The following is a 24,415-nucleotide window of genomic DNA, read 5'->3' as shown; positions in this document are numbered from 1 at the left end:
CTAATGCTCGCATTTTTTATTCATTATCTATTTTAACTTTTATATTGGAAATTAGAAATAGCAAAAAAGTAATGAAACAAAGATAAAAAAGCGGTGAAGCGATTGTCTGATAAAAATCTGTACCATTTTCTACTGCTGTAACAAGTGATAAGTATTTTTTTTGCGGCAACCACTGAATGAACGTATCAATCCAGCGATTTTTATTTTCAACTGTAAAAAAGCTTCCTGCTAACAAAGTTGTTAATATGACAACCATTGAACCAAACATATTCGCCTGATCACCACTAGAAATCATTGATGCGTTAAAAAGTGAAAAACTAGTTGCGAATAAACAAATTAATGCCAACAATAAACTATAAATAAGAATTGAAAATCCAACGTTAAAGCCCAAAATTTTCGCCACTATAATTATTGATAAACTAGAAAAATAAAGCATCATAAAATTAACTAAACAGTAACTCACAAGCAGTTTTATTCTTGAAGTAGGTGCAGAAATAATTCTGCTCAAAATCTTTTTTTCTTTATCTTCATTAAACAAAATCATATTCGTAACAGAAGTTAGCAATAAAAAAAGTAACATAAAACCAATTATTTTACTGCCAACCCCTTCACTATTTTTTTGTATCCCAACTGATTCTACTTGTTCTCCATTCATCATTCTTTTAAGTTGTTGATTAAACGTCTCTTCTTTTAGCGATGTTACCTCAAGTGTTGTTCCTTTTTTACTCACAACTGCCTCATAATCGCCTTTAATCAATTGAACGATAGAAGGTTGGTTCGTTAATGTAATAAATTCCACCTGATCTGATTGAGGAAATTCATTTGCTGAAATATTTACAAGACCGATACGCATCGGCTGACTTTCTTGATTACTAGTATAAATAGCAAAACCAATTGAACAAAGAATCATTAAGAACATAATAATCATTCGTTCTTTCACAGCCCATAGCCGTTTGAAATGGTTTATCATTAAATCAATCATATAAAATTTTCCTCCTTAAAACAGCTACTCGCTAATATAATCATCAGAATCGATAGCCCAATCATTAAGAGAAATTCAGATAAAAAAGCTGAATGATCCTGATCAAAAATGATTACCCAAAGATTATCTAAAATTTTCGTTGTGGGTAATAGATTACCAATTTTTACAAATACTTTTCCAAAATTTTGAATTGGGAAGAAAAAACCGGAAAATAAAGCAAACAAGGCTGTTACAAGACTTAAAATTTGATTGGCAATTTCTTCACTTTTAAAAAGGCAACACATCAAAACGCCTAAACTGCTGAAAAAAAGATTCATGGCTAAAAATAAAAACCAAACATAAATCATATTTTCACCACCATAATTGACATCAAATAAAAAATGCAACAGACTGGCCGTTAACGTATAAAAAAAAGTGGTAAAAATAAACGTAGCTAATACTTTTGAGGTTGGAACAAACCATTTTTTGATTGGAGCATACATTATTCTTAAATTTGCTTTTTTTATTTTCTCTTCTAAGAAACTATTTGCTGCAAAAGTAGCAGTATTTAATATACCGAAAAACAACATTGAAATCCCATAGTAATCGTAACTAGAAATCATCGATCCATACATGCCTTCACTTAAGAAACCTAAAATACTAGCTAAACAAAAAGGTAACGCAATACTCATAAAAATCCACATAGGATTTAAAAATAAATTTAATGAATCTCGTTGGACAATTCGCATAAATTGATACATGTTATTCCTCCTAATCCCTTAATGAACGACCAGTTAAATCCAAAAAAACAGTCTCTAAATTGTCTGCTTGAACAGATAAGTTCGTGATTTTTAGTTTTTGTTTAGTCAAGATACTAATCAATTTATCTAAGTTTTCAATCCCTTTGATTGTTGTAATTCGTAACTGATTATTTTTACATTCAGTAGTGATGACTCCTTCGATTTGATAAAGCGCCTCTTGATTTAACAGAGTACTTTCAAATAAATCGATAACGATACACCGTTCTTTTTGTTGCTCTTTTAGTTGCTCTTTCGTTCCCTCCGCAATGATAGTTCCATGATCCATAATGATGATTCTTGTCGATATTTCTTCGACTTCTTCCATATAATGAGTGGTATATAAAATAGTCATTCCTTGCGTATTCATTTTTTTGATTGCACTTAGTATATGGTTTCTTGATTGAGGATCAATTCCTACAGTTGGTTCGTCCATGATCAACAATTCAGGCTCATGAGCAATTGCACATGCAATGTTTAAACGACGTTTCATTCCTCCCGAAAATGTGGCTACTTTTTCATTTCTATGCTTACTCAAAGCAACTTTTTCCAAAGCTGAAGCAATGCCTTGACGTAACTTTTCTCCTTTTAAGCCGTATAGAGAAGCAAAAAAACGTACATTATCCTCTGCTGTCAATTCTTCGTACAAAGCAATTTCTTGTGGAACAATACCTAACTTACTCTTAAATAATCGTAAGTTTTTAATTGGTTGGTTTTTATATAATATTTCACCTTGATCATAGCCCAAAATTCCGCATAAAATTGTTATTGTGGTACTTTTACCTGCCCCATTCGGTCCTAAAAAACATAAAATCTCACCTTGATTGATTGAAAAATTAATTCCATGAACAACCGTTTTTTCTTTATAACTTTTAACTAAATCTTTTACTTCAATTAATGTTGTCATTATTCATCGCTCCTTTATATATTCATTTTACTTATTAGGATAAAAAAATAAATCAACCAGATGGTTGATTTATTTCAGTAAATTCATCCTATTATTCTAGTTATGTTCCGAATACATATTGGTTATTGGTAGTTTTTTTCGACTGTATAATAATTAACTTTGCAACTATTACAATTAATAAACGAATAAAAAGACTTAGCTAGTTCACCTGCATTGCTAGAATTAGTTTCAAATTTTTTCCCTGCTTCCATTGAATCAAAAGTTATAAAATATTCCCAAGTATCGCCGTCAACTAATTGCTGCCAAGAAATATATCCTTCTTGCTTAGAAATATACTCATTATTTAATTTTTCTGCTGCAAGTAAAAAATCCGGTATAGAGGCGTCTTTTTTTAGCTTGAATGAACAATAAAAAACTGTCTTAGACATATAAACCAACCCTTTCTTAACTATTTTTCACTTATTCAATTATTTAAAAGTTATACATAGTAAAATTTCATTACTTTATCACTCACTATTATTAATCACAAAAAAACCTAGAATAAAACTATTTTTAGTTTTATTCTAGGTTTTATATTTGATTTAATCTAGCCTAAAATGCCTAAAGCACTTAATGCGATTGATAAGAATAATAAGAACCAGATTACACGTGTTGAATTTAATTTCTTTTGACCTAGCATCCAGTAAGTTAGAAGAACTAGTAAGACTGGTACTAGAGCTGGTAAAATTTGATCCAAAGTATCTTGAATTACTAATTCCACACCATTCTTTTTATAAACAAATGGAACCGTTGCTTTTACAACCGATGGAATCAATGCACCAATAACGGTTACCCCTAAAACAGTAGCTGCATTGGTGAAAGCAGAAAGTTTATCTTTTAAAGTCGTTACTAATTTTACCCCTTGTTTATAACCTAGTGGTAGCAATGCTGCTCGACCAAATAATAACGCGATATTAGCAAAAATCCAAATCACACAACCGACAACTGAACCATTTTGAGCTAATGTTCCAGCAATCGAACCAAAAATCGTTCCCCAGATAACGTGGAATAGAGAATCCCCAACTCCAGCTAAAGAACCCATCAAGGCTGTTTTCAAAGCTACGATTGTATCTTTAGCTTTATAGCCATCTTTTTCTTCAATCGCAATATCAATCCCCATAATCAAATTCCCAAAAATTGCATTTGTGTTAAAGAATTGATTATGTGTACGCATCATATCTTGAAAAACTTCATCATCATCTCCATAAAACTTTTTCAAGGCTGGTAAAATACCATATAGATAACCTGAGCTCATCATTCTTTCATAGTTCCAGTTTAACTGGCTTCCTAAGATATAACGCCAACTCATACGATTTAATTCTTCTTTAGTAATTGCTTTGCTTTTACTCATCTTCACCATATCCCCCTTCAAATGTTGATGTAGTTACTGCTGATTGATTGTTTGCTACTGCAGTGGCTTTATCGCTATCTTTTTTAAATACTAAGATTGCTGCTACCACACCAACGATTGAAATACCCATCATTGGCACATTTAAATACGCAGCAAGGAAGAATCCTAATAATAAATAAGGAATAAATTGTTTTGTTGGTAAATATCTTAATAAAATGGCAATCCCGACAACTGGTAAAACGCCACCTGCTGTTTTCAAACCTGTCATTAACCATTCTGGCATATTCTCAGTAATTGTTGTTACTGCAACATCTCCTAGTAATAACATTAAAAGAATTGGAACGGCACGAGAAAGTCCCCATAAGAATGATCCTGATAAAACAAGTTTTGGAATTCGTTTTACTTGCATTTTATCGATGGCTTTATCAATTAAATGAAGTAAGTAAACATTACAAAAACGAGCTGCAACGTCTAATTGAAGCATCAATAGTGATACTGGTACGGCAAGTCCAATTCCATATTCTGGACCTTTACCAGAAATAACCGCAAACGCAGTTCCTAGCACTGCCCCTGTAAAGTAATCGGGAACCGAAGCACCCCCAAAAGCTGCAATTCCTAAACGCATTAATTGTAATGTTCCACCGACCATTAAACCAGTTGTTAAATCGCCCATGATCAAACCTGAAATCATCCCAGCAATCGCTGGTTGAGTAAGTGTGTTAGAAATAAGTGAATCATTGATTGCTATAAAGGCATACAAAGTAATTAGAATAATTTGTATCGCTGATAAGTGCATGTTTTTTTCCTCCTAATATAATTTGTTTAATTTCTTAATTTTGACAAAAAATCAACTACTGGATCATTTGGTACTAGTTGAGCAGTAATAGTAATTCCTTTATCGGCAATTGCTTCAAAGATTTGTTCCTCTTCTGGTAAGACTTGAATACTTTTCGTCACTTCACGAGCGCCTTCTTTATAACTCATGTTTCCAACGTTCAAGTTTGGTAAAACCCCGCCTGCTTCTAAAAAGCGTAAAACATCTTTAGGATTTTTGAAGAGTAAAAAGATGCGTTGGTTTCCGTATTTCCCTGCATTAATATTTTCAGCTGCTTTTTCAACAGGTAAAACAGATAAACGCATACTTGCTGGAGCCGCCATGCGAAGAGACGATTTTTGTAATGGATCATTTGCTGCTTCGTCATTAATCACTATAATTCGTTGCGTATCCAAACTTGTAGACCAAATACCTGCTACTTGTCCATGAATCAAACGTTCATCAATACGTACGTTGACGATATTTGCCTGTCCAGCAAACTCCTGATATTGATTTAAACTTTCTGATGATTGATCTTCCTTCACTATTTCTTCCGCTTGATTCATCGCTTTTTTCACATCAACAATACCTGCACTTGTCAATTTCAACAATTCATTTGTCGTTGCATTAGAATTGAGAGCGGATTCAATCACAAGCGGTAAAGACATCCCAGCCATGATATCAATCTCTTCATTTTCTAAATAATTTTTAACTGCAACATTGCATGGTGTTCCTCCAAGCAAGTCTGAAATAATCAACGTTCGTCCTTTAAGGGCTTTCATTGTTTCAACTAAGTCATTCTCAAATTGAATATTATCGCCATCTTCTTTTAACGAAACCGCATAGACATGCTCTTGCTTTCCAATAATCATTTCGAGACTAGATTTTACACCATCTGCCATTTTTCCATGACTGATTAATACAATATTTTTCAATTCGTTCCCTCCTATACAACTAAATAAAATGAGTACCAAAACTTAACATGTTATGTTCTACATGCTTACTATATCACAGACTAACTTGATTGTAAACCTAACATGTTAATATATTTAAAATAAAGTTTGTCATTTTATTTATCTTAAGTAAATCAAAACATTGTAATGCTTGACTTGACATGTTATGCTTAATTGTAATTATACCTAAGAAAGGAGTATATATTCCAAGATGATTCCAAAATATGAACAAATCAAACAAGATCTTTTAAGCCAAATCAAGCAGCATCACTTTGTTCCAGGTGATAAATTTTATTCTGAGTCAGATATAAAAAAGAAATATGATGTTAGTTCTATCACTGCAGTTAAAGCGCTTAATCAATTAACTAACGCCGGCTATCTCTATCGAATTCAAGGAAAAGGAACGTTTGTATCAAAATCAAAAGTCGCTCAAAATGTAAAATTCTCCGATATCGAGAATCATCCTATGAATACTGAAAATGTAGCAGTTATTTCAGTAACCGAAGAAAATGATGCTGATATTTTAAAAGAGTTAGGTCTGTTAAAAACTGATTCCTACTATAAAATCGTTCGTGTTCGTTATGTGGATGATACACCTTTCCTTGTTCATATGACTCATTTACCGAAAAAAATGATGAAAGAACCGATTTCTAAAGACTGGAATCTTTATGATAGTATTTATGATCGAATTAGAATTGACTTTGGCATCGACCTTTACACGCTATCTTCGTTAGAAACAAATGAAATTATTTTCCCTGACGATGCAGAACTATTGAATTTATTACATTTAAGCTTCCGAGAGCCTGCTGTTAAACAAATTAAGTATTCTTATTTACCTGATAAAAGTGTAGCAGAGTATATTATCAGCTATAAGCATTGGAAATTTTTCAAAACTAAAATAGAGGTAGAAGCCGAATAAGCTTCTACCTCTATTTTATTGATAGATGGGTCGATCAGAAAATTGAATTTCTTTGATTTCTACACCTTCAGTTTCAAAAATGACGATTTCATTATCTCCCATTTTCAAAAATTCTTTGGGACAATATAGATATAAAATCGGTCCTCTATTCCAATAACGTCCTAAATTAACACCATTGACACACACGATTCCTTTACCAAAATTAGAACAATCAATAAACGTATCGCCTACTTCATCTAATTGAATCGTTGTTTGGTAAAATGAAGGTTGTTCGGTATTTTTTCCAGCCTTGTAATCAATTGCGTTAAGTTGCTTTTGATCCAAGACAAGCGGATATTGTTCATACCCTTGATGAAAATGAATATCATGAATCACGCCACCACGAATCCCTTTAGATTGTGTTGGATTATTAAATTTAAACCCATAATTGACACGACCCAAATTCTCAACTAATACATCGATTTCTGTTGTTGCTTGCTTTTCATGCCCGATAAAATCGATTTCGTCACCAACAGTTTCTTGGTATTGAGTTGTTTGATGTTTACCATCAACAAATACCTGAACTCGATCACTCGCTTCAATTACTTTCAGCTTACTCTCATGAAAATAATTTTTGAATACCATCGAATATAGTGCGTACCCATAGCCAGTCCCCATCTCTTCCATTGTCAATGGATAAGTTGATTTAATAACTTCAGTCAGGCGTTCTTTGGTTTTCATTAAAGACACACTTTGATCAATCGAAAATGTCCCCAACGATATGGGCTCTTTCGTTCGCGGCTCTGCTTGCCACACATCCGGACAGCTCTCTTTAATTGCCTTTTGAACCGCAAAATATTTTTCAGTAGGTTGCCCCCACTCCGTAAGTAAAGCATCATAATCATACGAAGTTACTTGAGGTAAATCAGCATTTTGACGTGCTGAGCAGCCATTATAAAATCCAAAATTCGTGCCGCCATGAAACATATATAAATTTAATGAACCGACAGACAGCATTTCCTTAACTTCACGAGCTAAATCTTCAGCCTCTCGCTTTATGATTGGCTCGCCCCAACGATTGAACCAACCGTCCCAATATTCCATACACATGATTGGCCACTTTTTCCCATGACGTTCCATAAAATCAGCTAAAACTTTACTATTTTCTAACGACCGGCTTCCAAAATTTCCTGCAACAAAAACATCGTCCTCAATCAATGAACCCGCATCCAAGACTTCCTCCCATGAACCATCTGAAGTAAACAACGGAACATCAATCCCACCATCTATCATCAATTGTTTCGTTTGTCTTAAATACTCTTTTTCCATTCCATAAGAACCATATTCATTTTCAACTTGCATCATAATAACAGGTCCACCATGTGTTACTTGTAGTGGGACTAATTTTGGTAAAAGCACATCAAAATAATTTTTAACTTTATTCATAAATGCTGGGTCAGTTGAACGAAAACGCATTTGTTTATCTTTTAAAAGCCATGCAGGTAATCCGCCAAACTCCCATTCAGCACAAATATAGACAGAAGGACGTAAAATTACAAGTAAATCTAGACTTTGAGCTATTTTTACAAATTTTTCGATATTTTTGATTCCTTCAAAATCAAACGTCCCCTCTTGAGGTTCGTGAATATTCCATGGAATATAAGTTTCAACCGTATTGGCTCCAAGCGCCTTTAGATTATAAAGACTGTCTTCCCATTGATTTTCAGTTATACGAAAATAATGAATCGCCCCGCTAATTATTTTTATGGACTTCCCATTTAATAAAAAGTCCTCTTTAATTTCAAACGTTTGCATTTTCTCTCTCCTTACCAATATCTATTCCATTCAGGATTAGCAAGACGCATTAGGGCTTCTAGGTAGAAATAATCGCCCCATAAATTGGCTTCATCTACTCCTTTACCTTCTGCAAAAGCATAAACACCATGATCTAGTAACCCTTCTTTTTCTGCTGAACCTTTTGTTGTATAATATTCTCCTAGTTGATAAACCATTCCTTTAGCCAGCGTTTTTGCTTCTGGATAGACATTCATTTCACTAGCTTCTAACAAACCACAAGCAGCAATTGCTAATGATGAACTATCTTTAGCAGAAGGGTTTTCATCATTAAAATCAAAATCCCAATAAGGAACCAAATCTTGCGGTAAATGTTCAATAAAAACATCGACAATTTGTTGATAATTACTTGGAAACGGTTGCTCTTTTAGGTAGCTTTCATCCAATGGAATTCCTAAAATCGCCCAACTTTGTCCTCTAGCCCAAATCGATTGGTCACTATTCCCTTGATGCGTAGCACCATAGCTTTTCTTTCCTGTTTCTGGATCAAAATAATACGTATGATAAGTCGTTGCGTTAGGACGAATCACTGTACTCATTAATGTTTGAAAATGCTTACGAGCAATCTCAGCATACTTTTGATTGCCAGAAAGTTCTGTCGCACTAAATAAAAGCGGTAAATTAATCAGAGAATCTATGATTAATCGGTATTCTTTAGGATCTCCATACATACCCCAAGCTTGAATAAATTCTCCCTTCGTTTGGTAACGCTTTGCTAAAACATTAGCTGCTTCAATTAGTTGGTTTTCAGCTAATTTATCTCCTGTTATTTTATAAACTGCTCCTGCAGATAAACTATATAAAAAACCAATATCGTGATGATCTAAAACAAAGTGATCATCTAATCGTTTTTGAAAACTATCAATATTTCTTTTTGCTTGATCTAAAAATTTTCTTTTACCTGTTGCTTCGTAAGCTAGACATAACATACCTGTCCAAAAACCATTCGTCCAATCATCGTTGCCTTTAATTCGGTAACGGCCATCTGTTGCACAAGCTGAAGGAAAATCATCCCCAAATCGCTCCATATTTTTCTCAATTTTTTTTATGCACCATGTTAATTGATTATCGAGCCATTCTTGTGAGAGCTTATTCCCAGCTGTGATTAGTCTTTGTTTGTTTTTTTCGAGATTCATTTTATCCCCTCTTAACTTGTTAATATATTAACTTATCAAAAGTATACCTTATAAATCATAAAAAACCAACTGGTTCCGCTTAATTTCTTTTTATTTTACTAAGTATTTTCTCGTAAGTAGGCTGAAATTGAAAACTACTACGTCTAGTGTTTTACTTTTTTGGGTGAGGAAGTCAGTTTGATGAACAATAATCGTTGAATAACACATTCATTTTCGTACGTGAAATAGCAAAAAAACTAAACATCATGCACATTTTTTTCTAGCTGCATAATGTTTAGTTTTTTTCTTCTCTGATACCTTATTTTTTAACTATACCTCCTACTAGTGAAATAAAGCGATATTTACCAGGAGCTATTTTTTGACTTAAACTTGGATAAATGCTACGTGGAAAATAAAGCGATGTGTTGGGTTCTGGGAAAACAACTTCCCCTCTCTTTTCAAATCCTTCAATAGGAATAATCACAGACGCTCGTTCTCCCTGTTCAATTTTAATACCACTTCCATAATCACTACTAGATGCTTTTTTGGTAATTAGTGGAATACTAAAGCCTCCTTCTTTTAGAAATAACTCAGTAGTCGTTTCAATTGTATGAACTCGGACATGCCACTGATCAAATGGATAAATTTCAGTATTTATTTTCACCGAATTAAACGGAGACCAACAATACGAAACATGATTTTCTGCTAATTGTTCGTTTTCAGTCGCTTCTTTACTTCGATAGTAGGAGCCATCTAAAGAAACAGCCAGTACATTATCAAAGCCTCCTTCTTCATACCTCATAGCAGCTTTAGAAACACTAAATCCAAATTTTGAAGAATAGACAAATTTACTATATTTGGCTGCCGCATGTGCTTGATTTTGAATCAATTGACCAACTGGATACCCCAATAAATGGACACCCGAATCTGCTTGAAGTAATAACATTTGCCCTTGTTCTACCTTACGAACAGGATCTTTTGATATGCTAGTTGGTTGCGCAGCCCAAAATGGATGTTCTTTTGGAACGGCCAGTAATAAAAAAGTTTTGAAAGACCAATAAGGAGATCCTGGCGCATTGTATCCTTCAGCCATTACTAAATTTTCGTAATGGTAACCGATAGAAAGACATTGATCATTAGTAAAAATAGGATGACTTAACCATTTCTTCATATGAGCAGCCAGAATTTGTTTTATTTGTCCCCAAGGAATTGCTTCTACATTAGCAAAAACAAGCGCAGAAAAGAAAGATCCTTGAGCAAATCGATAAGTTAAACTACGACCAAATGGCAAGGCTTCTCCCTCATTATCAAAATAATAAATGTAATCTTGAGCAAATAATTTCGCCCGTTCTTTCAAAGTTTGAGACCATTCAGAATCTTCTTCCTTCATAAAAACTGAATAAATCAAGCCATAAAAATGGAAGGCAAACGCTATATAATAATCTCTTTGATTAGGTGAACCATCTGTATACCAACCATCACCGACATACATAGAATCAATTAAACTTTTCTCTGCTGATAATGCCTCGTCATCTAAAATCCCGCCACATTTAAAAAGTGTAACGCGAATCAATACCTTAAAAAAAGTCCAGTTATTCTTTGGTATTTTGAGGTCAAGAGCACTTGAAAGCCACCTTAAGACATTTGACTGTTCTTTAGAGTTAAAAAATTCCCAAAAATTTTGTTGATTCAATAAAATTGTTAAAACGATTGCTGTCATCTCAACAATATATTGATCATAATCTTCTACTTCTCCCCAAAAGAAAGCAGATTCTGGATCCGTTCCTTGACTTATTTTCTTTATATATGAAGCTTTCAATTGTTCATCATCTTTGATTGTCCACAAAGGGGCAAGCCCCCACAAAGGTCGAATTAGCGCTTCCATTTCTGCTCTGTTAGGATCGTAAACCGCTCCGCTAGTTCCTAAATGAATCCCAGATTTTTTTTCATTTATAATTTTTTGACGAATCGGTTCCATTAATTCTTCTAATGCTAAAACATAATCTTGCTGATTAAGAAACTTATTTTTATTCATTATATATAAGCACCTACTTTAATTTGTTTAGAAGTAATAAAACTTAACATGTTATTATGATAACATAAAAATTACTGCAATTCTATTTTGTCTGAATACTTTTTTAGAAAGTATCGTTTCTTTGTCTTGCTCTCTTTATAATTAAATCAGCAACCTCATTAGGTGAAATTGACATATTGGAAATTTTATCCTCCCTCGGAATTTTTTTAAAATTAGTAATGATTTGATCTAGTTTTGATTCAGCCCACTGAATCAGTTCCTCATTTCTTTCTTGTATACGTGCGATTACCTCTGTTTTATCAACTTCTAGTTGAACATGCAAAAAGGATAACTCAGAATTTTTTAGTCTGTTGATTAACAGATCATACGCTGGTTCTTCATAAATCGTCATTGGAATAATAATGTCTCCATCATATTCCGTATAAATTTTCTCTATAATGTAAAAATTCCACTCAATCCACTCTGAATAATATTGAAAATCCATCTTCTGAATTGATTTTGGTAAGTTATGTCGGAAGAAATCACCTAAATTTTCCGGATCATAAAGGAAAGATCCGGTTATTTTTTTATTTAAGATTTCCGCAATGGTTGTTTTACCAGCACCATAAGCGCCATTTATCCAAATAATCATCTAATCACTCCTTTAAATTTTTCAAAAAAAAAGTAAAACAGAGGTATCTTTTCTTGATAAAGTACTAACTGTTCTACTTTTATTATACTATTTAATTAGTGTCGTTGATTTTTAATCAATTACTTTTTTAATTTTAAATTTTTGTGTATGTTCAGATTGTTCCTCTTGATCATTCAACTCAAATAAAATATGAGAACCAGTTTTTTCATCTTTTACTATCACCATTTTGCCAGGTAATTTGCGATTATCCTTAGCAATTTGAGCTTCTCTAACTAATTCTTTTGGGTCACTTTTCGAGGCAATTGCATTTCCTAAATTAAAAAAAATTGATTCTTCCATTTTAATTTCCTCCCTTATCACTTTCTTTTTTGAAAAGTGGTTCTTTTTTATTTTTGTAATAATCTTTGTTAAACTCATCATCCAGACTGACTCCTAATAAACTTCCAAACCACACTCCAAAACCAAGCAACCCCATAATAACAGAAAAAGGAATAAGAAATATTTTTTTACGATACCATTTTTTCATTGGACTCTCTCTTTTCTTTTACTTAAGTATATCATAAAAACAATTTGATCAACTATTTAGTGATTTTCAAAAAAAAAAAGAGAAACCTCAAAATTCAAGGTTTCTCAATTCATTAATTATCTTGATTTAACTTACGAATCAAATCATCAATATGATTGCCATATTGCACAGATTCATCTTTTTCAAAAATCAGTTCAGGGGTTTTGTAAAGTGTTAACCGTTGTCCTAATTCTTTGCGGATCAATCCTTTAGCTTTATCTAAGCCTTCTTGTGCTTTTTGTTGATCAGAAGCTAAATCTGATAGTAAGCTATAATAGATTTTAGCTTGTTGAAGATCTCCCGTCACACGAACATCTGTAATCGTGATGCCTTGTACTCGAGGGTCCCTCACACGTTTGCGCAATATATCATTGATTTCTCGCATGATTTCTTGACCCACTCGACGATCGCGATAATTTGCCATATGTTTCCCCTTCTTTCTTCTACAATTCTATTTTACTACTATTTTTTGACTTCTTCCATAACAAATCCTTCGATGACATCATCTACTTTCAAGTCATTGAAGTTTTCGATCATTGCTCCACATTCAAAGCCAAGTTTTACTTCTTTGGCATCGTCTTTGAAACGTTTTAAGCTGGCTAATTTACCTTCATAAATAACAATTCCATCACGGATAACACGAACACCACTATCACGGCGAATCAAGCCTTCTGTTACATAACAACCAGCAATTGTACCGACTTTTGATACTTTATAAAGTTCACGAACCACCATTTGACCTGTGATTTTTTCTTCAAATTCTGGATCAAGCATCCCTTGCATTGCTGTTTCAATTTCTTCGATTGCTTTGTAAATGATACGGTGTAGACGAATATCGACTTCTTCTTGTTCCGCTTGTTGTTTTGCTTGTGGTGTAGGACGAACATTAAATCCAATGATGATTGCATTACTTGCTGCAGCAAGCGTTACATCACTTTCATTGATTGCACCAACAGCTGAGTGAACGATTTTAACTCGAACCCCTTCAACATCAATTTTTTGTAAGCTAGCAGCTAATGCTTCAGCAGAACCTTGTACGTCAGCTTTAATAATAACATTTACTTCCTTCAATTCGCCTTCTTTAAGGCTTTCGAATAAGTTATCTAATGTTACTCGGCTACTTACCGAACGTTGTTCAAGTAAGGCACGTTTTCCACGTTCTTCACCTGCTTGACGTGCTGTTTTTTCATCTTCAAAAACAACAAAACGATCGCCTGCTTGTGGAACATCATTTAAACCAGTGATTTCGACTGGTGTTGCTGGACCCGCTTCTTTATCACGTCGACCAATGTCGTTTGTCATTACACGGACACGTCCAAATGTATTTCCGACAACGATTGGATCGCCGACTTTTAATGTTCCTTGCTGTACTAATAAAGTAGAAACTGGACCTTTTCCTTTATCTAAACGAGCTTCAATAACTGTTCCGATTGCACGTTGTGTTGGATCTGCCTTAAGATCTTCCACTTCAGCAATCAATAAAATATTTTCAAGTAACTCATCGATATTTTGATTGAATTTTGCAGAGATATTAACAAAAATCGTGTCTCCGCCCCATTCTTCTGGAATCAATTCGTGTTCACTTAATTCTTGTTTTACATGATCAGGATTAGCTCCTGGTTTATCTATTTTATTAACTGCTACAATAATTGGTACATTAGCAGCTTTTGCATGGTTGATTGCTTCGATTGTTTGTGGCATTACTCCATCATCAGCAGCTACAACTAAAATAGTAATATCTGTGATACTTGCTCCACGAGCACGCATACTTGTAAAGGCCGCATGTCCAGGAGTATCTAAGAATGTGATTGGTTTGCCATCAATATCAATTTGGTAAGCACCTATATGCTGAGTAATTCCGCCGGCTTCCCCAGAAGTAACTCTTGAATTACGTAGCGTATCCAACAATGTTGTTTTACCATGGTCAACGTGTCCCATAATCGTTACAACTGGTGGACGTGTTACTAGATTTTCTTCAATAACGGCTTCTGGTTCAAAGAATTTATCGATATCAGCAACATCGACTTGAATTTTTTCTTGCGGTTCCATTCCATAGTCAACAGCTAATAATTCAATCGTTTCTTTATCAAGTGATTGGTTTTGATTAACCATCACACCCATCATAAAGAGTTTTTTAATGATTTCAGCTGGCTCGCGATGGATTTTCTTTGCAATATCCGCAACATTCATGCCTTCAGTATATTCTAAAACATCTGGCAATTCACGGAATTTACGTGCTGGAACTGCTGGTTTTGGCGCTTCTTTTTGATACTTGCCTTTTTTACCTTTTTTATTGAATTTATTACGATTTTGATTGTTAAAGTTGTTGTTACGATTACGGTTTTGATTTTGTCCGCCACCAAAACTATTATTACGGTTTTGGTTTGTGTTATTAGATCTGTTTTGGTTTTGATTTTGGTTTTGTCCAGATCCTTGGTTACTCGTCGCACGGTTTTGATTCGTTTGACCTTTCGTTCTATTTTGATTGGTGTTAGTAGAACGATTTTGATTATTATTTGCTTGGCCTTGATTGTTACGGTTTTGATTTGAATTTCTATTTTGTTGTCCTTGGTTTGATTGACGATTCTGATTATTCTGCGTAATGTTCCCCTGCCCTCCACGGTTTTGTCCATTTTGAGGACGTTTTTGACCTGTTTGTTGTGGTCTATTCGTATTATTTGTTGTTCTTTGTTGATTCGTTGCTTGATTTGGCTGTTTTCCTTGTTGGTTAGCTGGTTTCGGATTTGCTGGTTTTGTTGTCTGTTTGTTTTGTGTTTGTACAGTACGTTGTTGCGGCTTTTGTGAAGCTGGCGCACTTTTTGGTGCATTGGAATTTTTTCCAAACGACTGACGAATTTTGCTTTCCTCATCAGATGAAAGAGCGCCCATATGGTTTTTAACGTCTAAACCTAATTTTTGCGCTTTTTCTACAACGTCTTTACTTGATTGATTGATTTCTTTTGCTAGTTCATAGACTCTTTTTTTTCCCATGCAATCACCTTCCTAACCTTTGATTAATTCCCCCAATTTCTTCGCAAATCCTTGATCGTTGACGCCAATAATCATTCTTGTACGCCCAATCGCTTGACTTAATTCACTTTGTTCAAATGAATCGTCACAGGGAATTTGATAGTAAGAACACTTGTCCTTGATTTTCTTTTTTGTATTTTCACTAGCATCTAGAGCGACAAAGGTAAACTTCGTGCTATTATTTCGAATATCTCGAAGAGTCAATTCTTCGCCTGTTACTAGTTTTCCAGCTCTCATAGCCAAACCTAATAAATTTAGTACTTTTTCTTTATCCATTACCGAACAGCTCTTTACGGGCTTTTTGATGTTCTGCGTAATCGTATAATTCTTGGTAAAATTCATCTGTTAGTTTTACTTCTAAAATACAATCTAAAATGCGTTTATCCCACGCAGTTTGGACTTCTTCTGGTTCCAATGCCACATAAGCTCCACGACCTGGCATTTTACCTGTTGGATCAATAGAAACCTCGCCTTCTTTTGAACGAGCAATACGGATCAATTCTTTTTTAGGTCTCATTTCTCCAGAAACCACTGATTTACGCATTGGGATTTTTCTTTTTTTCATATTGTTCCCTCCAAACGACTAGACTTCTTCTTGATCTTCGAGATCATCAACGTCTTCATCTACTAGATCGTCATTTTCAGTAACTTGAGCTTCTAAATGTTCTGCTTCAACATTTTCGTAGTCATCAGCTGTCATCGCTGATTCCACGATTGCTTCATCATAACTTTCTTCCTCAACGACTTCTTCTTCAGTAGCTTGTTCCGCATAGAAATTTTCCATTTCAGATTCAGGTTTAATATCAATCTTGAATCCAGTCAATTTTGCAGCTAAACGTGCATTTTGACCTCGTTTACCGATTGCCAATGATAATTGAAAATCAGGAACCACAACAGTACATGCTTTGCTATTGTTTGGATCAAAGATGACATCTACAACTTGTGCTGGATTTAATGCATTAGCAATATAAATTGCAGGGTCTTCATTCCACTCTACAATATCCATATTTTCACCTTTTAATTCGTTAACAATGGCTTGAACTCGTTGTCCTTTAGGTCCAACACAGGTACCTACAGGATCAATGTTTGAATCGTTCGAACGAACAGAAACTTTCGAGCGATCACCTGCTTCTCTAGCAATACTATTGATTTCTACAAGACCATCATAAACTTCTGGAATTTCTTGCTCAAAAAGGCGACGTAATAAGTCTGGATGACTACGACTAACAAATACTTGAGGTCCTTTCGAAGTATTCTCAACTTTCGATACGTATACTTTAATTCGATCGTGCGGTTGATAAAATTCATTTGGCATCTGATCTTGTTTAGATAAAACAGCCTCGATTTTGCCTAAATTAACATAGATATAGCGACGGTCTTGTCTTTCAACAATGCCTTGCATGATATCATTTTCATAAGCGCTAAATTCATTATATATAATATTTCTTTCCGCTTCACGAACACGTTGCAAAATCACTTGTTTTGCTGTTTGAGCAGCAATTCGACCAAAGTCTTTAGGTGTTACTTCAAAACGAATCTTATCACCAATTTCATAGGCTTTGTTGACTTCCATGGCTTCTTTTAATGAAACTTCTAGTTGTGAATCCATGACTTCTTCCGTTACTTCTTTCACTGCATACACATGAATATTGCCTTTTTTGTTATCAAATTCAATTTCAACATTTTGCGCTTGCCCATAATGTCTTTTGTATGCGGAAACTAATGCTGCTTCCAGTGCATCAATCACAATTTCCTTAGAAATCCCTTTTTCAGCTTCTAATGCATCCAACGCATTCAACATTTCTTTGCTCATTTTATTATCATATCCTCCCAGGTATTTAAATGAAAGCTGAACGAACTTGTTTACTATCCAATTCTGACTCATCGATCAAAATTGGTTAGTTCGTAAAATAGTTTTTACTTTAAATTAATTGTTAAGAACTTAAAATTGAATTGCTAAACGTGCTTTCGCGATATTTTTCCGATCAATTACTAATTCCTTTGTTCTCGTTTTGATTTTAATTTTTAGTGTTAATTGTTCTTTATCAAAAGAGAGCAAAGTTCCTTCAAATTGCTTTTCTCCATCAATTGCCTGATACAAGGAAACATGAATATAATCATTGACCGCATTTTCATAATCACTTTCTTTTTTCAGCGGACGTTCTGCGCCAGGAGAAGAAACTTCTAAAAAGTATGCTTGAGGGATCGGGTCTGGAACAACCGCATCAAGCGCTTCACTAAGATGTTCGCTGACAAGCGCACATTCTTCTATATCAATCCCATTTTCTTTGTCAATAAAAACTCGGAGAAACCAATTTTTCCCTTCCTTAACAAACTCTACTTCTACAAGTTCAAAATTTTGCTTATCTAAGATTGGTGTGACTAACTCGGTAACAGTTTCCACAACGCTACTCAAATTTTTCGCCTCCTTCGAGATTTTTGTAACTTACCAGAAAATGAAAACGTCTTATTCTTATATATAATAGTAGAAAAGAGATAATTCATAGTATCCCATCAAAAAGAGTGAGCAGAAATCCGCTCACTCACAACTGGTATCATTACTTGTTACTATCATAACATATATTTTCTGAAAACTCAACAGCTCCTTGTTTCTCGCCCATTTCAGCTTAATTTTCGCCCTTCATCTTTCCTTTTCCACTATTTTGTTTTACTATAAAAAAGAAGCTGGAAAGGAATGAACGTTATGAACGAAACCCATGTAATCAAAGTCTCAAAAGAAACGATGCAAAAAATGAAGCAATACTATCAAAAAAATACTTTAGGAAAAAAAATTCCTTATTCAGAATTCTCCGCAAAAGTTGGCGGAACAATGATTACTGCTTATACTTCTGGAAAAATTGTTTTCCAGGGAGCTGCAGCTGAATCAGAAGCAAGTAAATGGGGCAAAAGCCAAGGGACTTCAAAGAAAACGAAAAAATCTAATACAAATTCAACTACTTTACCAGCAAATTTCAGTCAGCTATCCGTTTTAGGTAGTGACGAAGTAGGAAATGGTAGTTACTTTGGCCCAGTAACTGTTTGCGCTGCTTATGTCGAGCAGTCAATGGTTATGAAACTTAAAGCACTCGGCGTTAGGGATTCTAAAGAATTAACTGATTCACAAATCTGCCAATTAGCAGAAACGATTAAAGAATTAATTCCCTATAAATTATTGATTGTCGAACCTGAAAAATATAATGAAATCCAACCAAAATACAATGCCGTTCACATGAAGGTAGCACTACACAATCAAGCAATTTTTCTTCTATTAAAAGAATTAGCACCAGTTAAACCAGAAGCAATTTTAATTGATCAGTTCACACCTGAAAGTAATTTTAAAAAATATGTTAAAACTGAACAAAATCAAATAACCGAAAAATTATCTTTTATTACAAAAGGTGAACAGTATCACGTTGCTGTTGCAGCTGCATCAATTATTAGTCGCGCTGCTTTTTTAGACGAACTACAGAAAGAATCAAAGGAATTAGGATTTAAAGTCCCTTCTGGAGCAGGAGCCGCTTCTGATAAAGTTGCTGCCAAAATTTTAGAACTTGGTGACATGGAGTTATTAAATAAGTATGCAAAACTACATTTTGCTAATACAGAAAAAGCGAAGAAATTAATGAATGGGTGAGACAAAAGTTAAAATCACTTTTGTTTTATCTTTTAAAACCGAATAAACGGCATAAAACAATCAGAATCTCGGCAATTTCCTAACCATCATTCATTGAAAAAACGCAATAACTGTTAGTTCATCCAATTGCTCGATTCTAAACGATTTTTTTATGACCTGATAAACGGTGGTACAAAAACAGCTCCTACGGAAATAAGCCGAAATTGTTGTAAAACATAGAGAATGGAATGAGCTGATGTTGCACAATACCTACTCGGTTACCAAAAATTTGAAGAGCACCAAGTAGGAATCATTCAACATCGAAAGGAAACCTTTCGCGTTTCTTGTCATTTTCGGAAATTTATTTTTATTGCAATAAATCACGAAGAACGTAGTGATTCAATGATGCATCGTACCTACTCGGTTCTCGGAGCTAAACACTTTTGTTCCAACCACCCTAGCCACATTTTCTTTTAGCGCTTCTTTTTATTTCTACCAAACACATCAATTTGTGTTAGAGCTGGGAATGGTGATTCATCCTCATTTTTTTTCATATTTTTCAAAGTCACTGTAGTTGTTGCTTTTTCAGGAAAAGTAATTTTTTGAAAATCCATAGAATTAGTCGTTGGACAAATCAATTCTGTTCCATCAGAAAATACTAGCGTTACTTCTGTCCAAAAACTATCATGAGGATAATCCCCTCTAAACATTAATTGAATTGTATCAGTTAATATTTCACGTCCAAAATCAAGTGTCAACTCCGCATCTTGTTGCTGATTAATCCCCCAAGAGCCAAAGGGATACGAACCATGAGAAACATTTCCGTATTTACCATCGATTGCATTTTTCGAAAAGAAGACGGCTTCATCTCGTGTTTCAACATTTGCTTTTGAATGCGGATAAGCACCTGAAAACTGTTTTTGATCATGCGAATTCAAAGAAAGATTTTGATAATTTGTGATTTCAAATGGATAAGCTTTTCTAACAAATAAATGATGACGTTTCGATAAAAAGGCTGTATCGACAGAAGCAGTTCTTGCAGAATCAGTTAATGGAATAGCATATTCCCATTTCCCCCCTGGAATAAAAACCAATGTTGGCGCCATTGTTTCATCTAATTGAGCAACAAAATAATTCTCCGTTTCTGGAACCTCAACAATAATTTTATCTCCGAGCTGGTAGTTATACTCTTTTATAGCTAAAACAGCCATTTCCTCTCCTTCAGAAATAAATGGACCAAATTCCTTTTCATGATCTACTTTTCCTTCAATTGTCTGATTGTTTTGATTTGCTAAAGCAATTTTAATCATTAATTTTCCTCCTAAAATCGTGTTTTCAGTTCGTTAGTTTTAGTTCCTTATTAAAAAACCGAACAATGTTGAAAATAAAAACTATTTTCGAATTGTTCGGTTTATTTTTTATTTCAAACTTTTTTATGGTTGTTTTCCAATATATGCTAAGATACCGCCATCTACATATAAAATATGTCCATTTACAAAATCAGATGCTTGTGAAGCTAAGAAAACAGATGGACCTGCCAAATCAACTGGATCTCCCCAACGAGCTGCAGGTGTTCGACCAATAATAAATTGATCAAATGGATGACGGTCTCCATTTTCTTGTGTTTCTCTTAATGGTGCTGTTTGCGGTGTTGCAATATAGCCAGGCCCAATCCCATTACATTGAATATTGTATTGACCATATTCTGAAGCAATATTTTTAGTCAACATTTTCAGACCACCTTTAGCGGCTGCATACGCACTAACTGTTTCGCGACCTAATTCACTCATCATTGAACAAATATTGATGATTTTTCCATGACCTTTTTCGATCATATCAGGAATCACGGCTTTAGCAACGATAAATGGTGCATTCAAATCAACATCAATTACTTGACGGAAATCTTCTGCCGACATATCAGTCATTGGAATACGTTTGATGATTCCTGCATTATTAACCAAAATATCAATACTGCCCACTTCTGCTTTTATTTGGTTAACCATTTCTTGAACTGCTTTTTCATCAGTCACATCACAAACATATCCATGAACATCGATACCTGCTTTTTTATAATTAGCCAAACCTTCATCTACAGATTCTTGTGAAATACTATTAAAAACGATTGTAGCTCCTGCTGCTGCTAATGATTGAGCGATTTCAAAACCAATTCCATAAACGCCACCTGTTACAAGCGCGACTTTTCCATCTAAGCGAAAACTATCCATTGTAAAATTCATTCTCATCTTCTCCTTTTATTTCAAGTCTTTCATATCAACCATATCCATATCTGTATAAGTGATATTTTCACCACACATTGACCAGATAAATGAATAGTTACTTGTTCCTACACCAGAATGGATTGACCAACTAGGTGAAATTGCTGCTTGTTCGTTGCCCATCACTAAATGTTTTGTTTCATCAGGTTTACCCATCATGTGGAAAATACGTGTGTCTTCTTCCATATCAAAATAAACATAAGCCTCCATACGACGTTCATGAGTATGGCAAGGCATTGTATTCCAAGCGCTACCTGGTTGTAAAATCGTATAGCCCATTTGTAATTGACAACTTTCACAAACATTTGGGTGAATATATTGATAAATTTTACGTTGATTTAATGTAATCGGTTCACCAGTTTCCATTGGAGTAATTTCATCGATACTGATTTTTACATTTGGATATTTATGATGCGCCGGCACACAACTAATATAATACTTAGCTGGATTAGCTGGATCTTCTGAAGAAAAAATCACTTGTTTCGTTTCTTTACCGATATAATAACCATCTTGTTTTTTCATCGGTTCTTTTTCACCATCGATTTCGATAAATCCAGGACCACCAATATTGATTACACCTAATTCACGACGCTCTAAAAAGTAGTCTACACCTAATTCTTGTGTTAAAACGATTTCAAGCGGTTCTGTTGAAGGAGTTACTCCACCAAAAATCATACGGTCATTATGTGTATAAGTTAAATTAATTTCACCTGGTACAAAGACTTTCTCTACTAAAAACTCATCACGTAATTGTTCTGTTGAATAATGACGAATATCCTCTGGGCTGTGTGTATAACGATTTTCCATATTTTGCATAATTAATTCATTCTCCTTTTTTATCGAATTATTTTTCCTGAGCCAGCAGCTAAAAATTCTTGTACTTCTCGCTCACTAAATTGATTACAATCTCCATGTATTGTGTGCTTTAAGGCAGATGCTGCAGTAGCAAAATCGATCGTTTCCTGCATAGTTTGGTCCGTTAAAATCCCATGTAACACACCTGCAGAAAACGCATCGCCACCTCCGACACGGTCAACGATTGGTGCAATATCATGAACTTGAGATTCATAATATCCTGAAGCAGTCCATATTGTTCCAACTAATGTATTCTCACTAGCTGATTTGACTTGTCGTTTTGTCGAATACATCACTTCTATAGAAGGAAATTTTTCAGTCATTTCCTGATAATACTCGACTAACGATTTATCTTGTGTTTCTGTACTCCCTAAAAAATGAATGGCATCTAATTTACCAGCTGAACAATAATCAACAAACGGTAAAATTTTTCGGATAACCGTTCCAGCTTCTAACTGAGTCCATAAATTCCCGCGATAATTAATATCGAAACTTATTTTGCATCCATAGCTTTTGGCTATTTCAATCAAATCGATGGTTAATTTTTGCCATACCTCAGATAAAGCTGGCGTGATACCGGAAATATGGAAAATATCAACATCTTGAAATAATTTTTGCAAATCCCATTCTAACGCGAGCATTTCCGCAAAACTAGAACCTTTTCGATCGTAAGTGACTTTGGCTGATCGCTCACCGATTCCTGCTTCCATGTAATAAGTTCCTAAGCGAGATCCACCTCTTAATAAGAATTCTGTATCAACACCATAACGTTGTAAATGTTTTTTTACAGCTTCTCCCAGTGCATTTTCAGGAACTTTGCTAGCAAATTTTACTTGATGTCCATAATTAGCTAAAGAAATAGCGACATTCGCTTCTCCTCCACCATAATGTGCCTCAAATTGTTGCGTTTGTGCTACTCTGATACCAGCTTGAGTAGATAGTCGTAGCATGATTTCACCTAAAGTGACTACTTTTCCCATGCTTATACTCCTTTGATTTCGGCAAATCGATCAGCATACTGCCGAGCAACTGCGGTAACTTGATCAAAATCTCCTGTTTCAGCAGGTTTCAATAAATTTCCACCAACGCCAACAGCAACGACTCCTGCTGCAAACCACTCAGCTAAATTATCTAATGAAACACCACCTGTTGGCATAATATTTAATTGCGGCATTGGTGCTTTGAATGCGCCGATGATACTTGGTCCATAGGCACTACCTGGAAATAATTTGACAATATCTACGCCACTTTTTAGTGCTTCTTTTGCCTCAGTAATTGTCATACAACCCGGTAGATAAGGAATCTGATACAAATTACATAGGATCGCTGTTTCTTTATCGAAACATGGACTGACAATGTATTCAGCTCCAGCTAAAATAGCTAAGCGAGCGGTTGTTGCATCCAAAACTGTTCCTGCTCCAATTACAACCTTGTCATTTTCTTTATATACTTCAACTAATTCCTTAATGACTTCGTCAGCTTGGGGCACAGTGAAAGTCAGCTCAATTCCATACAAGCCTCCTTCAACTATTGCTGCACTTGCTTTTAAAGCTTCTTCTTTCGATTTTCCTCTAACAACTGCAATTACACCTGCTTGTTCTAGACGGATCAAGATATTTGTTCGCTTCATCGTAACTCCTCTTTTCTTATTTGGAAATCTTTTTTTATTATAAGGAAATCAACAACTTCATTATACAATACTTTCCCTTAATTGCAACCAC

26 protein-coding genes are annotated in these 24,415 nt (G+C 34.5%); 2 read left to right on the top strand and 24 right to left on the bottom strand.

Going from position 1 to position 24,415, the window contains the following annotated elements; all coding sequences use genetic code 11:
* Positions 1 to 16: 16 nt before the first annotated feature.
* The 7 genes from ACYSNW_RS03380 to ACYSNW_RS03350 all read right to left on the bottom strand — a co-directional run bounded on the left by ACYSNW_RS03380 (position 17) and on the right by ACYSNW_RS03350 (position 5,804).
* Positions 17 to 982, bottom strand: a complete 966-nt coding sequence (locus ACYSNW_RS03380) for an ABC transporter permease (RefSeq protein WP_461743045.1) — start codon at positions 980 to 982, stop codon at positions 17 to 19.
* Positions 979 to 1,722, bottom strand: coding sequence for an ABC transporter permease (locus ACYSNW_RS03375; RefSeq protein ID WP_461743044.1), 744 nt, complete (start codon positions 1,720 to 1,722; stop codon positions 979 to 981). The genes ACYSNW_RS03380 and ACYSNW_RS03375 overlap by 4 nt, the downstream gene beginning before the upstream one ends.
* 10 nt (positions 1,723 to 1,732) lie before the next feature.
* Positions 1,733 to 2,665, bottom strand: coding sequence for an ABC transporter ATP-binding protein (locus ACYSNW_RS03370; protein ID WP_461743043.1), 933 nt, complete (start codon positions 2,663 to 2,665; stop codon positions 1,733 to 1,735).
* 122 nt (positions 2,666 to 2,787) lie between these two features.
* Positions 2,788 to 3,093: an antibiotic biosynthesis monooxygenase family protein gene (locus tag ACYSNW_RS03365; RefSeq protein WP_461743042.1), complete on the bottom strand. Its 306-nt coding sequence runs from the start codon at positions 3,091 to 3,093 to the stop codon at positions 2,788 to 2,790.
* Between the two features lie 158 nt (positions 3,094 to 3,251).
* Positions 3,252 to 4,055, bottom strand: a complete 804-nt coding sequence (locus tag ACYSNW_RS03360; RefSeq protein WP_461743041.1) for a PTS system mannose/fructose/sorbose family transporter subunit IID — start codon at positions 4,053 to 4,055, stop codon at positions 3,252 to 3,254.
* Entirely contained in the window at positions 4,048 to 4,851 is an 804-nt protein-coding gene (locus ACYSNW_RS03355) for a PTS mannose/fructose/sorbose/N-acetylgalactosamine transporter subunit IIC (RefSeq protein WP_461743040.1), read from the bottom strand. Before ACYSNW_RS03355 ends, ACYSNW_RS03360 begins: the two co-directional genes overlap by 8 nt.
* A 26-nt stretch (positions 4,852 to 4,877) precedes the next feature.
* Complete coding sequence (locus ACYSNW_RS03350; protein WP_461743039.1) at positions 4,878 to 5,804, bottom strand: PTS mannose/fructose/sorbose transporter subunit IIAB; 927 nt, start codon at positions 5,802 to 5,804, stop codon at positions 4,878 to 4,880.
* Between the two features lie 229 nt (positions 5,805 to 6,033).
* On the opposite strand from ACYSNW_RS03350, the gene ACYSNW_RS03345 reads away from it, so the two are divergent.
* Positions 6,034 to 6,741: a GntR family transcriptional regulator gene (locus ACYSNW_RS03345; protein ID WP_461743038.1), complete on the top strand. Its 708-nt coding sequence runs from the start codon at positions 6,034 to 6,036 to the stop codon at positions 6,739 to 6,741.
* A gap of 15 nt (positions 6,742 to 6,756) precedes the next feature.
* Here the strand turns inward: ACYSNW_RS03345 and ACYSNW_RS03340 are convergent, their stop codons facing one another.
* The 12 genes from ACYSNW_RS03340 to rimP all read right to left on the bottom strand — a co-directional run bounded on the left by ACYSNW_RS03340 (position 6,757) and on the right by rimP (position 18,366).
* Positions 6,757 to 8,535, bottom strand: a complete 1,779-nt coding sequence (locus ACYSNW_RS03340; protein ID WP_461743037.1) for a glycoside hydrolase family 35 protein — start codon at positions 8,533 to 8,535, stop codon at positions 6,757 to 6,759.
* An 11-nt stretch (positions 8,536 to 8,546) separates the two neighbouring features.
* Positions 8,547 to 9,710, bottom strand: a complete 1,164-nt coding sequence (locus ACYSNW_RS03335) for a glycoside hydrolase family 88 protein (RefSeq protein ID WP_461743036.1) — start codon at positions 9,708 to 9,710, stop codon at positions 8,547 to 8,549.
* 298 nt (positions 9,711 to 10,008) lie between these two features.
* Positions 10,009 to 11,724, bottom strand: coding sequence for a DUF2264 domain-containing protein (locus tag ACYSNW_RS03330; RefSeq protein WP_461743035.1), 1,716 nt, complete (start codon positions 11,722 to 11,724; stop codon positions 10,009 to 10,011).
* A 103-nt stretch (positions 11,725 to 11,827) separates the two neighbouring features.
* The gene (locus ACYSNW_RS03325; protein ID WP_461743034.1) at positions 11,828 to 12,355 is read right to left on the bottom strand and encodes an AAA family ATPase; all 528 of its coding nucleotides are present in this window, start codon (positions 12,353 to 12,355) and stop codon (positions 11,828 to 11,830) included.
* Between the two features lie 111 nt (positions 12,356 to 12,466).
* The gene (locus ACYSNW_RS03320) at positions 12,467 to 12,694 is read right to left on the bottom strand and encodes a hypothetical protein (RefSeq protein WP_461743033.1); all 228 of its coding nucleotides are present in this window, start codon (positions 12,692 to 12,694) and stop codon (positions 12,467 to 12,469) included.
* Position 12,695: 1 nt separating this feature from the next.
* Positions 12,696 to 12,881: a hypothetical protein gene (locus ACYSNW_RS03315; RefSeq protein WP_461743032.1), complete on the bottom strand. Its 186-nt coding sequence runs from the start codon at positions 12,879 to 12,881 to the stop codon at positions 12,696 to 12,698.
* Between the two features lie 112 nt (positions 12,882 to 12,993).
* Positions 12,994 to 13,344 carry a 30S ribosome-binding factor RbfA gene (gene rbfA / locus ACYSNW_RS03310; protein ID WP_461743031.1) on the bottom strand — a complete coding sequence of 117 codons (351 nt, stop codon included), beginning with the start codon at positions 13,342 to 13,344 and terminating at the stop codon, positions 12,994 to 12,996.
* Positions 13,345 to 13,382: 38 nt separating this feature from the next.
* Positions 13,383 to 15,911, bottom strand: a complete 2,529-nt coding sequence (gene infB / locus ACYSNW_RS03305; RefSeq protein ID WP_461743030.1) for a translation initiation factor IF-2 — start codon at positions 15,909 to 15,911, stop codon at positions 13,383 to 13,385.
* Between the two features lie 12 nt (positions 15,912 to 15,923).
* Entirely contained in the window at positions 15,924 to 16,226 is a 303-nt protein-coding gene (locus ACYSNW_RS03300; RefSeq protein WP_461743029.1) for a L7Ae/L30e/S12e/Gadd45 family ribosomal protein, read from the bottom strand.
* A complete protein-coding gene (gene rnpM, locus ACYSNW_RS03295; protein WP_461743028.1) occupies positions 16,219 to 16,515 on the bottom strand; it encodes an RNase P modulator RnpM in 297 nt (98 codons plus the stop codon). The genes ACYSNW_RS03300 and rnpM overlap by 8 nt, the downstream gene beginning before the upstream one ends.
* A gap of 18 nt (positions 16,516 to 16,533) precedes the next feature.
* Positions 16,534 to 17,763, bottom strand: a complete 1,230-nt coding sequence (nusA, locus tag ACYSNW_RS03290) for a transcription termination factor NusA (RefSeq protein WP_461743027.1) — start codon at positions 17,761 to 17,763, stop codon at positions 16,534 to 16,536.
* Between the two features lie 129 nt (positions 17,764 to 17,892).
* Entirely contained in the window at positions 17,893 to 18,366 is a 474-nt protein-coding gene (gene rimP, locus ACYSNW_RS03285) for a ribosome maturation factor RimP (RefSeq protein ID WP_461743026.1), read from the bottom strand.
* Positions 18,367 to 18,654: 288 nt separating this feature from the next.
* Between rimP and rnhC the strand changes: the two genes are divergently transcribed.
* Positions 18,655 to 19,584: a ribonuclease HIII gene (gene rnhC / locus ACYSNW_RS03280; RefSeq protein ID WP_461743025.1), complete on the top strand. Its 930-nt coding sequence runs from the start codon at positions 18,655 to 18,657 to the stop codon at positions 19,582 to 19,584.
* Between the two features lie 452 nt (positions 19,585 to 20,036).
* Here the strand turns inward: rnhC and ACYSNW_RS03275 are convergent, their stop codons facing one another.
* From ACYSNW_RS03275 to ACYSNW_RS03255, 5 genes are all read right to left on the bottom strand, one after another.
* A complete protein-coding gene (locus tag ACYSNW_RS03275) occupies positions 20,037 to 20,873 on the bottom strand; it encodes a hypothetical protein (RefSeq protein ID WP_461743024.1) in 837 nt (278 codons plus the stop codon).
* Positions 20,874 to 20,996: 123 nt separating this feature from the next.
* Positions 20,997 to 21,800: a gluconate 5-dehydrogenase gene (locus tag ACYSNW_RS03270; protein WP_461743023.1), complete on the bottom strand. Its 804-nt coding sequence runs from the start codon at positions 21,798 to 21,800 to the stop codon at positions 20,997 to 20,999.
* Between the two features lie 15 nt (positions 21,801 to 21,815).
* The gene (gene kduI / locus ACYSNW_RS03265) at positions 21,816 to 22,655 is read right to left on the bottom strand and encodes a 5-dehydro-4-deoxy-D-glucuronate isomerase (protein ID WP_461743022.1); all 840 of its coding nucleotides are present in this window, start codon (positions 22,653 to 22,655) and stop codon (positions 21,816 to 21,818) included.
* Between the two features lie 20 nt (positions 22,656 to 22,675).
* Positions 22,676 to 23,674, bottom strand: a complete 999-nt coding sequence (locus ACYSNW_RS03260) for a sugar kinase (RefSeq protein ID WP_461743021.1) — start codon at positions 23,672 to 23,674, stop codon at positions 22,676 to 22,678.
* 2 nt (positions 23,675 to 23,676) lie between these two features.
* Complete coding sequence (locus ACYSNW_RS03255) at positions 23,677 to 24,324, bottom strand: bifunctional 4-hydroxy-2-oxoglutarate aldolase/2-dehydro-3-deoxy-phosphogluconate aldolase (RefSeq protein WP_461743020.1); 648 nt, start codon at positions 24,322 to 24,324, stop codon at positions 23,677 to 23,679.
* Between the last annotated feature and the right edge of the window lie 91 nt (positions 24,325 to 24,415).

This window comes from Enterococcus sp. LJL99, from assembly GCF_054871725.1.
Note: the sequence above shows the minus strand (reverse complement) of the source record. Positions and strands in the feature narration are given on the sequence as shown.

What these genes read in the sequence shown, in the direction of transcription:
- ACYSNW_RS03275 (WP_461743024.1), bottom strand. Translation starts at nt 20,873, where the DNA reads ATGATTAAAATTGCTTTAGCAAATCAAAACAATCAGACAATTGAAGGA.
- ACYSNW_RS03300 (WP_461743029.1), bottom strand. Translation starts at nt 16,226, where the DNA reads ATGGATAAAGAAAAAGTACTAAATTTATTAGGTTTGGCTATGAGAGCT.
- ACYSNW_RS03355 (WP_461743040.1), bottom strand. Translation starts at nt 4,851, where the DNA reads ATGCACTTATCAGCGATACAAATTATTCTAATTACTTTGTATGCCTTT.
- ACYSNW_RS03260 (WP_461743021.1), bottom strand. Translation starts at nt 23,674, where the DNA reads ATGGGAAAAGTAGTCACTTTAGGTGAAATCATGCTACGACTATCTACT.
- ACYSNW_RS03370 (WP_461743043.1), bottom strand. Translation starts at nt 2,665, where the DNA reads ATGACAACATTAATTGAAGTAAAAGATTTAGTTAAAAGTTATAAAGAA.
- ACYSNW_RS03380 (WP_461743045.1), bottom strand. Translation starts at nt 982, where the DNA reads ATGATTGATTTAATGATAAACCATTTCAAACGGCTATGGGCTGTGAAA.
- ACYSNW_RS03320 (WP_461743033.1), bottom strand. Translation starts at nt 12,694, where the DNA reads ATGGAAGAATCAATTTTTTTTAATTTAGGAAATGCAATTGCCTCGAAA.
- ACYSNW_RS03315 (WP_461743032.1), bottom strand. Translation starts at nt 12,881, where the DNA reads ATGAAAAAATGGTATCGTAAAAAAATATTTCTTATTCCTTTTTCTGTT.
- rbfA (WP_461743031.1), bottom strand. Translation starts at nt 13,344, where the DNA reads ATGGCAAATTATCGCGATCGTCGAGTGGGTCAAGAAATCATGCGAGAA.
- nusA (WP_461743027.1), bottom strand. Translation starts at nt 17,763, where the DNA reads ATGAGCAAAGAAATGTTGAATGCGTTGGATGCATTAGAAGCTGAAAAA.
- ACYSNW_RS03255 (WP_461743020.1), bottom strand. Translation starts at nt 24,324, where the DNA reads ATGAAGCGAACAAATATCTTGATCCGTCTAGAACAAGCAGGTGTAATT.
- ACYSNW_RS03340 (WP_461743037.1), bottom strand. Translation starts at nt 8,535, where the DNA reads ATGCAAACGTTTGAAATTAAAGAGGACTTTTTATTAAATGGGAAGTCC.
- ACYSNW_RS03330 (WP_461743035.1), bottom strand. Translation starts at nt 11,724, where the DNA reads ATGAATAAAAATAAGTTTCTTAATCAGCAAGATTATGTTTTAGCATTA.
- rnpM (WP_461743028.1), bottom strand. Translation starts at nt 16,515, where the DNA reads ATGAAAAAAAGAAAAATCCCAATGCGTAAATCAGTGGTTTCTGGAGAA.
- ACYSNW_RS03375 (WP_461743044.1), bottom strand. Translation starts at nt 1,722, where the DNA reads ATGTATCAATTTATGCGAATTGTCCAACGAGATTCATTAAATTTATTT.
- ACYSNW_RS03360 (WP_461743041.1), bottom strand. Translation starts at nt 4,055, where the DNA reads ATGAGTAAAAGCAAAGCAATTACTAAAGAAGAATTAAATCGTATGAGT.
- ACYSNW_RS03325 (WP_461743034.1), bottom strand. Translation starts at nt 12,355, where the DNA reads ATGATTATTTGGATAAATGGCGCTTATGGTGCTGGTAAAACAACCATT.
- infB (WP_461743030.1), bottom strand. Translation starts at nt 15,911, where the DNA reads ATGGGAAAAAAAAGAGTCTATGAACTAGCAAAAGAAATCAATCAATCA.
- ACYSNW_RS03365 (WP_461743042.1), bottom strand. Translation starts at nt 3,093, where the DNA reads ATGTCTAAGACAGTTTTTTATTGTTCATTCAAGCTAAAAAAAGACGCC.
- rnhC (WP_461743025.1), top strand. Translation starts at nt 18,655, where the DNA reads ATGAACGAAACCCATGTAATCAAAGTCTCAAAAGAAACGATGCAAAAA.
- kduI (WP_461743022.1), bottom strand. Translation starts at nt 22,655, where the DNA reads ATGCAAAATATGGAAAATCGTTATACACACAGCCCAGAGGATATTCGT.
- ACYSNW_RS03270 (WP_461743023.1), bottom strand. Translation starts at nt 21,800, where the DNA reads ATGAATTTTACAATGGATAGTTTTCGCTTAGATGGAAAAGTCGCGCTT.
- ACYSNW_RS03335 (WP_461743036.1), bottom strand. Translation starts at nt 9,710, where the DNA reads ATGAATCTCGAAAAAAACAAACAAAGACTAATCACAGCTGGGAATAAG.
- ACYSNW_RS03345 (WP_461743038.1), top strand. Translation starts at nt 6,034, where the DNA reads ATGATTCCAAAATATGAACAAATCAAACAAGATCTTTTAAGCCAAATC.